Source organism: Massilia sp. CFBP 13721 (assembly GCF_014842025.1).
Taxonomy (GTDB): Bacteria; Pseudomonadota; Gammaproteobacteria; order Burkholderiales; family Burkholderiaceae_D; genus Telluria.
In genome coordinates this window covers 21,119-34,589 of record NZ_JACYUY010000033.1, presented here as the reverse complement: position 1 = coordinate 34,589, position 13,471 = coordinate 21,119, and the positions used below count along the sequence as shown (strand labels likewise).

The following is a 13,471-nucleotide window of genomic DNA, read 5'->3' as shown; positions in this document are numbered from 1 at the left end:
TCAGAGGGTTAGCTCATCCGTTGATCATCGAGTGGGAATGAGTTTCCTTTTGGAAAATTTTTTTTTTGCGCTAGTCTTCAAAAGCTCGCTTAGGCGAGATTTTTTTGAGAGTACATGGGCTTGAAATCATCGATACCATTATCACTCAAGCAGGCGTGACCAGACGCGCCAGGAATCACAGCTCTGGGTTGATGTGCCACGTTGCCAACTGTGGCAAGACCTCGCTGTTTGTCGAATTCCCACCGTCGTAGCGCAAGCGGCCGACTGGACACTAGCGTTCGATGTCCTCGCTCAGCACGACGCAATTACGTCCCGTATTTTTGGCCCGGTACAGCGCGACGTCCGCGCGCTGCAGCAGCGCATCCGGATCGTGCGCTTCCTGTGCTGCCTGGATCGCGATGCCGACGCTGATCGTGACATGTCCCGTAGGCGAACTCGCATGGGCGATGTCGAGTGCTTCGATTGCACCGCGCAGCGATTCGCCGACGTAGTACGCCTGGCCGGCGCCGGTATCGGGCAGCACGATCGAGAATTCCTCGCCGCCGTAGCGCGCCGCCAGGTCGCCGGTTCGATGCGTGCCGGCCGCGAGCGCATGCGCTACCCGGACCAGGCATGCGTCGCCAGCCTGGTGGCCATAGCGGTCATTGAACTTCTTGAAGTAGTCGACGTCGAGCATGATGACGGCAAGCGGCAGGCCTGCGCGGACGGCGCGCGTGCTTTCGCTGCGCAAGACCTCGTCGAAGTGACGCCGATTCGCCAGGCCCGTCAAGCCGTCGGTGATGGATAGCGTTGCCAACTTGCGGTTGACGTCCTCGAGTTGCGCGGTGCGCTCGGCCACGCGCTGTTCCAGGCTGTCATGCAGCTTGGCGCTGGCGATCGAGATCATTGCCTGTGCACCGAGCATGCGCAGGAACGCTGCACGCTCATCGGTGAACGACGCTTCGGCCAGCCGGTTTTCAAAGTACAGGACGCCGTCGATGCCGCCCCTGTGGCGCACCGGCAGGCACATGACTGAACGCGGCTGGTGTTGTCGTACATAGGGATCGGCGGCAAAGTGCGGGTCCTGCGCAATGTCGTCCTCGATGACCTCGGCGCCGGTACGGATGACGTAGCGCAGCAGCGACAGCGGGAATTGCGGATCGCCGGCGGCGTCGAGATGAATCTGGCGGGACTGCAAAACGGTGATGGCATCGCCGTCGATATCAGCTTCGAGCCGGTAGGCGCTGTCGGACAGCAGCAGCAGGCGCGCCACCTGCGCACCTGCGTTTTCGCGCGCGATGGCGATCAGGCGTTGGAGCACGTTGCGCAGGCCCGTCTCATTCGCCAGGGTCTGCGCCGCCTTGAGCAGCGAAGCCAGGTCGAGGGCGGCGCCGCCTTGCGTATGCGTGCCGGCATACGACTGCATGGCGCGTCCATCCGCCTTTGACAGCAAGTCGCTGTGGCGCTCGCGCAGTTGCGTCACTTTGCCCTCCGCGCCCCACTGGGCGTAACACGCGACGGCGTCCTTGATGAACACCGTCGCCACCCGCGGCTGCTGCTGCTCGAGCCAGCACTCGCCGCACAGCTCATTTCCCAGTGCCTGGACATTGACGTAGCCGGCGAGGGCGGCTTCGTCGATCGCCTGCTGGTAGCAACGCGTTGCCAGCGCCAGGTCCTGCCGGTAGCGAGCCATTTCGGCCCGCACCAGTGCATGCCTGGCGCCGACGTTGCCCGGGCCATGCTCGGCCCACTTGGCGAGGCTGGCCTGTAACACGCCGATCTGCGCCAGCACATCGTCCGCATCGGCGCGCGCGGGATCGCGCCGTAACGCGCGGATCCAGATCAGCGCCGCGTAAAAGCAGGTCTCGGGCACCTTGGCCTGGTTGCGCATCATCCGCGTCACGATGTCGAGCTGACTGGCCAGCGCCTCGGCATCGGCGGCGTCGAACAGATAAGCGTTGCGGATCTTCCCCTGCAGGTAGTAGGCGCGATACAAGCTCGATGCGCCATATTGTTCAAGGAAGCCCGTCTCGTTGAACACCGCGTCGTCGTAGCTGTCGCTGCGCGGCGACAGGCCGATCAGGGACTTGATGGGCTGGATCGCCGCCGCCATGCAGCAATCGGCCATCGCCTGCTGGCCATTGGCGCGCATCAGCACCAGGTCATGTTCGATGGCGTGCATCAGGTCCGGCAGATAGTCGCCCTGGATGATCCGCTCGGTCGCGCGCACGGCGGCTACCACCCCGACCTGGACGAAGTCGCCGATTTCCAGCGCCCAGCCGAGTGCTTCCTCATACAGCGCGTCGGAGCTGCGCAGCGGCTGCGTCCAGTGGTTGATCAGCGCCGCGAACATCAAGGCTGTCTGGGTGCGTGCCTGCAGGTTGGCGCGGCGTCTTGCCAGCGCCAGCGCCATCGCGCCGAAACGGTAGCTGCGCGCGAAGTTGCCATCCTGCAGCGCCAAAATAGACGCGTAGGCGACGTAGGCGACCGCACTGAAATCACTGCTGCCCCGCTGTATCGACAAATGCGTCATCGACAGCACCATCAGCTGGCACAGCTCCTGTTTGCCGGCATAGTAGCAGGCCATCCACAGGCCGTGCATCATCTGCAGCGCCGCTACTGAAGCCGCATCGTGCATGTCGCCAGCTGCGAGCAAATCGTCGGGCATGCGCGCGCCGCCCGAGTGCTCGATGTCGGCCAGGACGTGCTCGAAGCGCGCCTTCTGTTGCGCCGTATCGTGTGGAATGTCGAAGCCGAGCAGCGCCAGTCCCTCGCACAGCACCGCGATGGCATCCTGCAGCCGGCCCTGCAGCTGGTACTGGTGCGCCTGGACCACGATGCTTCGCACCTGCAGCAGCGGAGCAGGGCTACGCGCCCGTACCTCCGGATAGATCGCCTCGGCGGCGTCGAACTGGCCGCACAGGTAGGCCGCTTCCGCCGTGCCGAGTTGCAGGTCGAGCCAGAGTCCGGCGTGGCTTCGCCATGCGTCCGCCGGCAGCAAACCGAGGCCCGTGCGCATGTGCTCCAGTGTGGCCGTGAAGGCCGCCGAGCGCCGCGCCTTGGCGCCGGCGCGCAGGTTCATCTGCGCCAGCTGCACGCGTTCGCCGGCGTCGATGATCAGCGCGCGGCTCGCGTTGAGCTGATCGACGATCTCGAATAGCCTCTCGTCCTGCCGTTCCCGCGGCGTTTGCCGCAACAGGAGCCGGCCGATGCGCAGGTGGTTGCGCGCGCGCGTGTCCGTATCCACGATCAGATACGCGGCCTGCTGCACGCGGTCGTGCAGGAACCGGTAGCCGACCCCGCTTTCGCTCGCGTTGGCGTCGACGTACTTGTAGCCGCCATCGAGCGGCTGGATCAGTCCCGCGTCAAGCGCCGGCCACAAGACCTGCTGCGCCTCCCATGGACTGCATTCGAGGACCAGCGCGAGCATATCAAGCGTGAAACGGCTGCCGCTCGACGCCGCCAGTTGCAGCAGACGCTGCGTCGCGGGCGGCAGGCGGCGGATTTTATTGACCAGCAGCTCGACGACGTTGTCGGTGTAGCCGGCCTCTTGAATCGCGGCTAGGTCCCACTCCCAGCTGTCATCATCGGCGCGGTAGCGCAGGTGGCCGGCATCGTGGATCGAGCCGAGGAACTGTTTGAGAAAAAATGGGTTGCCGCCGGTCTTGGCGAAGCACAGCCGGGTCAGCGCGGCGCAATCGGCCGGCGCCGCGCGCACGGCCGCCGACACGATGCGTCCCACCTCGGGCTCGGTCAGCGCGCCCAGCACCAGCGTGGGGAGGCGCAGGCCGCCCGCCAGCAGCCTGTCGCGCAGTGCGATCAGGGGGGCGAGGGCGCCGGCTTCGTTGTCGCGACAGGCGCCGATGAGCAGCAGGTGACCCTTGTCGCGCGAGCTCATGAGCAGCTCGATCATCCGCAGGGTGGCCGCATCGGCCCATTGCAGGTCGTCGAGGAACAGTACCAGCGGGCGGCCGGCGGTCGCGAACACGTCGACGAAACGGGGGAACGCGCGGTTCAGCCGAAGCTGAGCCTGTTCCGGCGCCATCGCGGGAACAGGCTCGGTGGGGCCGACGATCAGCGTCAGCCGGGGAATCAGCTCGACCATCACGCCCAGGCCGTCGCCCAGGCCAGTGCGCAGCCGCACGGCCCATTGTCGCAACGATTCCTCGGGCTCACAGAGCAGCTCGCGCACCAGTTCCTGGAAAGCCTGGATCAGCGATGCGTACGGAACGTCGCGCCTGAACTGGTCGGATTTGCCGGCCAAAAAGCAGCCGCGCCGGGCAACGATCGGTTTCTGCACTTCGTTCACCACCGCCGATTTGCCGATGCCCGGATAACCCGCCACCAGGACCATTTCACGGCTTCCGGCGGCGCTGCGCTCGAATGCGCCGAGCAGCGCGGCGATTGCATCCTCGCGGCCGTGCAGCGTTTGCGGCACGAGGAAGCGGCCGTTGTGATCGGACAGCCCGAGCGCCTGCAACGGTGACGCCGCGCGGCAGGATTCGAGGTCGCTGCGCAGACCTTGCAGGCTCTGGTAGCGCTGCTCGGCATTTTTCTCAAGCAGGCGCTGGACGATCGCCACCAGCCGGGCCGGCAAACCATCGAAGGCCGGATGCGACCAGCCGGGTGTGCGCGCGATGTGGCAATGCACCAGCTCCATCTCGTCGTCCGCCATGAAGGGCGGCTGGCCAGCGAGGAGTTCGTAAAAGGTCGCGCCGAGCGCATAGAAGTCGGCGCGGTAGTCGATCCGCCGGTTCATCCGCCCGGTCTGTTCCGGCGCCATATAGCGTAGCGTGCCTTCCAGGGAGGCGGGATTGACGATGGCCTGATTCTCGTGCGGCAGCTCGCTGGCGATGCCGAAATCGATCAGCTGGAGCAGGCGCCGTTCACCATTCCAAACCAGGTTGGACGGATTGATGTCCTTGTGGATCACACCCTGTCGGTGCACTTCTTCCAGCGCCACGCACAGTTGCAGCGCGATGTCGAGGAAGTCATCCAGAGCCAGCGCGGACATGCCCCTGGCCGTGCGTGCGCGTAACACCTTGTCGAGGGACAGGCCGCCGGTATCCTCCTGGATCATGGTCCAGCGCCCGCGGTGCAATTGCAGCGCAAGCGGACGTACCACGCCGGGATGACGGCAGCGCCGCGCGATCTCATATTCGCGTTTGAATTGCGCCAGCTGTTGAAACGATGGGACGGCTTGATTGGGCAGCTTGACGATGAGCGCGGCGCCATCGGCGCCACGGGCACGGTAGACCAGCGAGCGAGCGCTGTCGTGCAATTGTTCGATGATCTCGTAGTCGAAGAGGACGCTCATGGGCTGGGCTTGCAGTGTGCCGATGGCGGCTGGATGAAACGGGCAGGATTCGCCACAGTACTTGCAGGCAAGTATTATAGCAAGTGCGTCTGCCTGCAGGGATATCCACATCCTGCTCGGACGACGTCGGGACCGCCGTGACGGCGCTGCTATCCGGCGGCCGGGGGCGCGATTGTGACGTCGGCCCCTTCTGCAGGATGGGCTCCTACATCAGGCAAAGCCTCCCCGCTGCGGATCTCGAAGCGCAATCCCTGCACCAAGCCATCGGCCAGTCCGGCGCTACGGCTGCCAGCTTCACGGCTTCTTCCGTAAATTCAAGGATGCATGTCTTTTTCGATGTCTTCAAAAAGGCCCCTGTCAGATAACTTTATCCGACAAGCGTGTCTACAAAATCAGGCTATCTCTTATAGATGTAATTCGCCGATCGTCAGGTATCGTGAGTCTGCAGAAGCGGTGCCATATACGCGTTCCCCTTACGCGCCTGCCCGAATGGTCAAACGATTCTCGATGGCCGATACTCGCCGATGGACTTGGCGATATCCGATCGACACAACACCGGAACGGCGTCCCGCCGCTCCGGGATCAATTTGAATGGGGTTTCGAATGAGCACAGCATCAATCGGGCTTGGCGTCATGGGCATGTGTGTGCTCTGGACCGCCTGGAGGGAGAAAAAGAACAGGAATGAACGCGATAGCCGTCTCATGGCAGTGACCGCTGCTGTGATGATGGCCGGTGCTGCTGCCTTTGCCGTGGCGGCTCTTTGAATACCCAGCCTCGGCGTGGACCGGGCAAGACGTGCATGAAATGGTATGGATATCACAAACGATTTTATCAAGGCGAAGCAGCCTTGTTCCAGCGGGCTGCGTTGGTCCTGCGCCACTATGAAAATGGGTCGAACTACCAGCCTCTCCTCGATGCCCTGGTCGATGCCGGCCGCGCCGACGACGCTTCCTGGCTGCTGACCCAGTTCGGCCCTACCAGTGAGATCAGTGGGGCACGCCAATCGAACGGAGCACATGCATTATGGCGTTCCCTTGGCACCAGCTACCCGCTTGTTTGTGTGGAGATACGCGACAAAGTCCTCCGTTACCTGGGCAACGATTTAGGCAGGTACCTCAAGGACGACCTGCACACGCGTCTGGTCCTGATTGGCGCCGGGTCCACTGCAGCCCAGGTGATATCAGGCCTCGGACCCTGCGTCGAGCATCCTGTTTGATGGGGCATGATGCCGCGCCTACTCCGCAAACAGCTTGCCCAAGGCCGTCTGCGTCACCTCCGCCGCCGCCAGTACCAGCGGGTTGCTCGGTTGCTGCGCCGGCAACACCATGCTCAGCGTCGTCTCCAGGGCCGGGGCGGCGATCTTCTGCCACGACAGCGAGGGCAGGTGGGAGCCCCGTTCCACCAGCCGCGGCATGATCGAATAGCCCATCGCCTGCGCCACCAGTTCCATCGTCGAGTGCGACGAATCGACCTGCAGCCTGACATTCACGCCTAGTCCCAGCCGCGCCGCGGCCGACTCGACGGCGACGCGCACCGAGTGATTCCCGTGCGGCAGGATCAGCGGCAGCGCGGCGACTTCGGCCAGGGTCACGCTGACCGGGTCGGGGCCGACCGCATCCGCGCCGATCAGGTACAGGGGTGCCGAGACGATCGGCGTGATCTTGATGTTCGGGCAGGCCGCAGGGTTGTACAGCAGCGCGAAATCGAGCTGGCCCAGCAGGACGGCGTCGTACAGCGTTCCGGACAGGCCTTCGACCACGCTGATCGAGGCGCGCGGGAACTGCTGCGTCAGCTGCGGCAGCAAGGACGGGATGCAGGCGCGGCCGATGCTGGGCGCCATGCCGATCACCAGCTGGCCGGAAAACGCCGATTCCGAGTCGCGCACGGCGATCGCGGCCGCATCCATCAGGTGCAGCACGCCGCGCGCGTATTCGAGGAACTTCTTGCCCGCTTCGGTCAGCAGCACGCCGCGGCCGTGGCGGTAGAACAGGCTGGCGCGCAGCTCGACTTCGAGTGCGCGCACCTGCCGGCTCAGGGTCGACTGCCCGATGTCGAGCAGGTCGGCCGCCTTGATGTAGCTGCCGGTTTCGGCGATGCGCACGAAATGGCGGATCTGGGTAATCTCCATACTGGGTCGGCTATCCTGGTTGGTGTCGCGTGGTCCTGCATTTTACCGTTCGCGGGGCTGGCGCCGGGATTGCCGTCTCAGGCGCGCAGCAGTTGCGGCCGCGCGGCGAGGGTGGTTTCCAGGCGCGCCGCCGCTTGCTGCAGGCGCGCCAGCCACAGGTGGATCTGCGCCAGGTGCACGCCCGCGGGCAGCGCGCCCAGGCGCAGCACCAGCACGACCTGGCCGGCCTCGCCGTGCACCGGCACCGACAGGTGGCGCACGTCGTAGGCCACGTCCTCGCGCAGCTCGGCCGGCTCGTGCAGGCCGGCGCGCTCCTTCGCCGCCGCCAGCAGGCGCCGTTCCTGGCCCGGGGTGCGGTGCGGATTGGAATACAGCTGCACCATCTCGTCGAGATTCTCGCCATCGTTCGGGCCCATCAGCGCGATCGACCAGCCGCGCGCGCGCACCTGCGCCAGCTGTGCCAGCGAACGCGCGGTCGTTTCCTCGTCCGGCCGTCCGAGGCGGCGCAGCCATTCGGCGTCGGCCGGGGCGCCGGGCTGGCCGACGAACAGCGGGCCGAGCGGCGGCGCGCACGGTACCCGGAAGCCGAGCCGGCTGCGCAGGCGCCACTGCGGCGACGAATTGTCCACCGCGACGTAGACGATGTCGCCGCCTACCGCCGCCACGATGCTGCATTCGGCATTCAGTTCGGTAGCTACCGCCTCCATCTCGTCGCGGCCGATTTCCGCCAGGCGCACCGCCTCGATGGTTTCGCGCTCGGCGACCGCCACCAGCGGACCCGGGGCAAAGCGGCCATAGCCGCGCTGGAAGAACAGCAGCGGCGCGGTGTCGCGTTCGAGCGCCATGTCCAGCACGCCGCCGAGCACCATGAAATGGTCGCCCGCTTCGGTCACGCTGGCGTAGTCGCAGTCGATCCAGGCCACGACACCGTCGAGCACCGGGTTGCCGGCCGGGCTGGGGTGCCATGCCAGCGCGGCGAACTTGTCCTCGGCGGGCGAGGCGAACTGCTGGCACAACGCTTCCTGGTCGGCGGCCAGGATGTTCACGCAAAAGGTCGGCGCGGCGCGCATGCGCGCAAAGGTGCGCGAGGATTGCATCGGCAGGTAGCCGATCAGGGGCGGGTCGAGCGACACCGAAGTGAACGAACCGATCACCATCCCGATCGGGCGGCCGCTCTCGTCGATGCAGGTGACGATGGCGACGCCGGTCGGATAGCTGCCGAGCACCTCGCGGAAGCGGGTGCCGTCGAATTGCGTCGCTGTGGTAGGGGTCTGCATAAGGGCCTCACTGTCTCGTCATGAATCGTTCTTGTTGCGCCGCGCCAGGCGGCGGCCTCGGATAAGAGTATCCGTTCTAGAACCATAATTCAAGAAGTTTGCGGCTTTTCCAGCTGCGGGCATTCATGCATTTTTTGCATATTAGCCTTGAAGGTATTCGCCTTGTACGTGTTCGGCCCAAGGCTAACAATGCTCTACGTTGGCGGCGCAGCTGCCGGCCCGAGAACCTGAGACGAAGTGAGACCATGGACAGACTGAAGAACAAAGTAGCGATCGTGTTTGGCGCCGGACCGAACATCGGCGGCACCATTGCCCATTTCCTGGCCCGCGAAGGCGCCAGCGTGTGCGTCAGCGACGTCAAGGCGGAAGCGGCCGAGGAAACCGTCGCTTTCATCCGCGGCGAAGGCTGGGAAGCGATGAGCGTGGTCGGCAATGCGCGCATCGACGCCGACGTCAAGCGCATCGTCGACGCGACGGTCGAGCAGTACGGGCGCCTCGACATCGTGGTGAACATGGCCGGGCGCGTGCACTGGGACGACGTGCTCGGCATGCAGACGGACGACTGGGACGATTCGGTCGCCAGCTTCGCCACCGCCGGCCTGCTGGCGACCCAGCACGGCGCCCGCGCCATGCTCGCCTGCGGCGCGCACGGCAGCATCATCCACATCATGTCCACGGCCGCCCACTTCGGCGAGGCCGACGGCGCTTCCTACTGCGCGGCCAAGGCCGGCCTCCTGAACTTCGCGCGCTCGGCGGCGATGGACCTGGCCCACCACGGCATCCGCGTCAACACCGTCACGCCGTGCTCGATGGAGCACCAGCTGTGGACCACGATGCGCGACGAAATGTTCGATCCCGCCTGGCAGCAGCCGGCGCGGCGGGGCTTCTATTCGCGCCAGGAATACCTCGACCAGCTGCCGCTGCGGCGCTTCCCGCGCGCGGCCGACCTGGCCTGGGCCACGGTCTTCCTCGCCTCCGACGAATCGTCCTGCATGACCGGCTCCGACATGGCGGTCGACGCCGGCCTGCGCCACAAGTACCCCACCTGGACCCCGGGCAAGCACGACCCGCTTGCCATCAACGACTACGCACGCGCCACCCGCGTCACCCGCTACGGGGTCGAGCAGGAACTGCTGACCGAGCTGCTGGGCCAGCCGGTCGAGCGTTCTTAATTATTCTTACGGAGACAAGCATGATCCCTATCCAGGACCAACGGCGCGAAGAACGCGCCCAGCAATTCAAGCAACTGACCGAATGTAGCCGCTGCAAGCCGATGGGACGCCTGCTGCGCAAATTCTGGCAGCCGGTGGCGCTGGCCGAGAGCGTGCAGGCCGGCGCCGCAATCCCGCTCCTGATCATGGGCGAGGAACTGACCCTGTACCGCGGCGAGAGCGGCGCGCTGCACCTGGTGGGCGGACGCTGCGCGCACCGCCGCACGCTGCTGCACACGGGCTGGATCGTGGGCGAGGAAATCCGCTGCATCTATCACGGCTGGCAATTCGACGGCAAGGGCGCCTGCGTCAACCGCCCGGCCGAAGCCAACACCGGCATGCCGCGCACGCAGATCCCGGCCTACCCGGTGCGCGAGTACATGGGCCTGGTGTTCGCCTACATGGGCGAGGGCGAGGCGCCGGAATTCGACCTGCCGCGCAAGCTGCAGCTCGAACGCGAAGGCACCCTGGTCGCCAACGGGCGCGAACGCTGGGACAACAACTGGTTCCAGCAGGTCGAGAACTCGCTCGACGCCGTGCACGTGAGCTTCGTCCACATGGCGCTGACGGTGGGCCCCTTCGGCGCCGCCGTGACCGGCGCCATCCCCGAGCTGTCGTACGAGGAAACCAGTTCCGGCATCCGCCAGACGGCGCGCCGTTCGGAAACCAACGTGCGCGTCAGCGACTGGACCTTCCCCAACAATAACCACGTCACCGTGCCCGGCTTGAGCCCTGACGATCCGTGGATCGACGTCTTCGTGTGGATGATCCCGAACGACGAACAGAACACGACGCGCTTCATGATCTATGGCCAGCAGCCCGGCGCCAGCGAGGAGTCGCGCCGGCGCTTCACCGATTACTTCGCCAAGTACGGCAAGTACGACCCGGCCGAGCACCATGACGAACTGTTCGCCTCGCGCGAATGGAACAACCCGGACGACAAGTTCGTCGGCCTGACCGCCGCCCAGGATTACCTGTCGATCCGCGGCCAGGCGCGCATCACCGCGCGCGAGGACGAGATCCTGGGCCGCTCCGACCTCGGCATCGTCACCCTGCGCAAGCTGTTCTTCCGCGAACTGGAACTGCTGGAAGCGGGCCAGCCGACCAAGGACTGGCGCAAGCTGGACGAGGCCGCGCCACTGCCGACCCAGCCCGGCGCCTGATGCCTGACTTCCTACTTCCGACAACTGGTATCCCATGCTCGATCTGACACCTTATGATTCGCTCCCCGAGGAGTTGCTGCAGTTTCGCGACTCCATCCGCCGCTTCGTCGAACGCGAACTGATCCCGCTCGAACACGCGCTCGGCCCGAACGGCATGCTGCCGCCCGAGCAGGCCGCCGCCCTGCGCGAGACTGCCAAGAAAGCCGGTTTCTGGCTGATGGACGTGCCCGAGGAATTCGGCGGCCAGGGCTTGCCGCTGCTGGCGCTGGCCGTGTTCTGGGAAGAAGTCGGCCGCAGCACCGTCGCTTCCTGGGTGCGTGACCACGGCCTGTTCGGCCCGATGGTCGGCCCGATCCTGCTCGGCCTGAACCCGCGGCAGCGCGAGAAATACCTGACCCCGGTACTGGAAGGCACCAAGCGCTCCTGCTTCGCCCAGACCGAACCCGACGCCGGCTCCGACCCGTCGATGATGCGCATGCGTGCCGTACGCACCGAGAACGGCTACCGCCTCACCGGCGTCAAGCGCTACATCACGCGTGCGGCGGTGGCCGATTTCGCCGTTGTGATGGCCATTACCGACCCGGAGAAGGGCGCCAGGGGCGGCGTCTCCTGCTTCCTGGTCGACATGGATGCGCCGGGCGTGAAACTGGCCACCTCGGAAAAGACCCTGATGGGCGATGCGCCCTGCGAGATCAGCTTCGAGGACGTCGAGGTGCCGTTCGAGAACCTGGCGGGCGAGGAAGGGCGCGGCTTCGCGCTGGCCCAGGGCTACATCAACTATGGCCGCGTGCGCCAGGGCGCGCATGCCTGCGGCGCCGCCGAGCGCTGCCTGGCGCTCACCGCCGAATACGCGCACCAGCGCAAGACCTTCGGCGAGGTGCTGGCCAACCGCCAGGGCGTGCAGTGGATGATCGCCGACGCCTTCACCGAGCTGTATTGCACCCGCCTGCTGGTCTACGATGCGGCGCGCAAGACCGACGCCGGCGTCGACGCGAAGATGGAAACCTTCATGATCAAGACCTTCGGCGTCGAGGCGGGCTTCCGCATCGCCGATACCTGCATGCAGCTGCACGGCGGCATGGGCCTGACCGAGGACACGCCGATCGAGCGCTTCTGGCGCGACCTGCGCAGCTACCGCATCACCGAAGGCCCGACCGAGGTGCTGCGCACCACGCTGGCGCGCCAGATCCTGAAACACTACAGCTGACCATCTGGAGCCGAACATGAAAAACCCCCTCGACGGGATGCTGGTCATCGAACTGGGCACCGTGCTCACCGCACCGCTGGCGGGCCAGATGCTGGCCGACCTCGGCGCACGCGTGATCAAGGTCGAACACCCGAACGGCGGCGACCCGTTCCGCCGCCATGCGGGCAAGCTCTACAGCCCGCATTTCGCATCCTACAACCGCAACAAGGAAAGCATCCAGCTCGACCTGCAGGGCGAGGCCGGCAAGGCCGACCTGCTGCGCCTGCTGGCGCAAGCCGACGTCCTGCTGGAAAACTACCGTCCCGGCGTGATGGCGCGCCTCGGCCTGACCGACGCCAGGCTGAGGGAACTCAACCCGCGCCTGGTGTGGTGCTCGATCACCGGCTTCGGCGCCACCGGACCGTATCGCGACCGGCCCTGCTACGACGCCGTCGCCCTCGGCCTGTCGGGACTGGCCAGCCAGATGCTCGATCCGGCAGAGCCGTCGATGAATGGCCCGACGATTTCCGACAACATCACCGGCATGTATGCCGCCTACGGCATCCTGGGCGCCCTGATGGGGCGCGCCACCAGCGGCGAGGGCGCCCGCGTCGAAGTGAACATGCTGGAAGCGTCGATCGCGTTTTCGCCGGAAGGCTTCGCCCAGTTCACGCGCCTGGGCGTGACCCCGAAACCGCAAACGCGGGTCGCGATCTCGCAATCCTATGCCTTCCCCTGCGCGGACGGCCGCCTGCTGACGGTGCACCTGTCGTCGGTCGACAAGTTCTGGCAAGCCTTCGTGGCGGTGCTGGAACGCCCGGACCTGCTGGATGACGCGCGCTTCGCCAGTGCCGAACTGCGCACCCGCAACTACGCGCTCCTGTACGAAGAGGCGGCCACCACCTTCCGCAGCCGCGGGCGCGAGGAATGGTGCGCGCGCCTGGCCGAACACGACGTGCCCTCGGCGCCGGTGTACACGGTGCCCGAGGTCATGCAGGACGAGCAGGTGCGCCAGGCCGGCACCTTCTACGAGGTCGCGCATCCGGAACATGGTGCGCTGGTCGGCATCCACCGCCCGGTCACGATCGACGGCGCGCGCGGCCCGGCCACGCGCGCGGCGCCTACCCTGGGCGAACACAGCGAGGCGATCCGGCGCGAATTTGAACTAAACGGACTCGGCTGATCCTCCACCACTTCCACTTTTCGACG

The 13,471-nt window shown here is 65.9% G+C and carries 9 protein-coding genes; 6 read left to right on the top strand and 3 right to left on the bottom strand.

The features are described from left to right. Positions 1–271: 271 nt before the first annotated feature. The gene (locus tag IFT60_RS23370) at positions 272–5,296 is read right to left on the bottom strand and encodes a diguanylate cyclase (protein WP_192056312.1); all 5,025 of its coding nucleotides are present in this window, start codon (positions 5,294–5,296) and stop codon (positions 272–274) included. A 603-nt stretch (positions 5,297–5,899) separates the two neighbouring features. Between IFT60_RS23370 and IFT60_RS26365 the strand changes: the two genes are divergently transcribed. Both IFT60_RS26365 and IFT60_RS23365 read left to right on the top strand, forming a co-directional pair. Then, entirely contained in the window at positions 5,900–6,061 is a 162-nt protein-coding gene (locus IFT60_RS26365) for a hypothetical protein (protein WP_192088059.1), read from the top strand. A 35-nt stretch (positions 6,062–6,096) separates the two neighbouring features. Next, complete coding sequence (locus IFT60_RS23365; RefSeq protein ID WP_192056310.1) at positions 6,097–6,513, top strand: hypothetical protein; 417 nt, start codon at positions 6,097–6,099, stop codon at positions 6,511–6,513. An 18-nt stretch (positions 6,514–6,531) separates the two neighbouring features. Here the strand turns inward: IFT60_RS23365 and IFT60_RS23360 are convergent, their stop codons facing one another. After that, positions 6,532–7,425, bottom strand: coding sequence for a LysR family transcriptional regulator (locus IFT60_RS23360; RefSeq protein ID WP_192056309.1), 894 nt, complete (start codon positions 7,423–7,425; stop codon positions 6,532–6,534). A 77-nt stretch (positions 7,426–7,502) separates the two neighbouring features. Next, on the bottom strand, positions 7,503–8,702 hold the full coding sequence (locus IFT60_RS23355) for a flavin reductase (RefSeq protein ID WP_192056307.1): 1,200 nt from the start codon (positions 8,700–8,702) through the stop codon (positions 7,503–7,505). Positions 8,703–8,947: 245 nt separating this feature from the next. Here IFT60_RS23355 and IFT60_RS23350 point away from each other — a divergent pair, with 245 nt between their 5' ends. From IFT60_RS23350 to IFT60_RS23335, 4 genes are read left to right on the top strand one after another with little or no spacing between them, the layout of a single operon-like run. After that, entirely contained in the window at positions 8,948–9,874 is a 927-nt protein-coding gene (locus tag IFT60_RS23350) for an SDR family NAD(P)-dependent oxidoreductase (protein WP_192056305.1), read from the top strand. A 20-nt stretch (positions 9,875–9,894) separates the two neighbouring features. Continuing rightward, a complete protein-coding gene (locus IFT60_RS23345; RefSeq protein WP_192056303.1) occupies positions 9,895–11,076 on the top strand; it encodes a Rieske 2Fe-2S domain-containing protein in 1,182 nt (393 codons plus the stop codon). 34 nt (positions 11,077–11,110) lie between these two features. Further along, a complete protein-coding gene (locus tag IFT60_RS23340) occupies positions 11,111–12,283 on the top strand; it encodes an acyl-CoA dehydrogenase family protein (protein ID WP_192056301.1) in 1,173 nt (390 codons plus the stop codon). A 16-nt stretch (positions 12,284–12,299) separates the two neighbouring features. Then, positions 12,300–13,445 carry a CaiB/BaiF CoA transferase family protein gene (locus IFT60_RS23335; RefSeq protein WP_192056299.1) on the top strand — a complete coding sequence of 382 codons (1,146 nt, stop codon included), beginning with the start codon at positions 12,300–12,302 and terminating at the stop codon, positions 13,443–13,445. Positions 13,446–13,471: the final 26 nt, after the last annotated feature.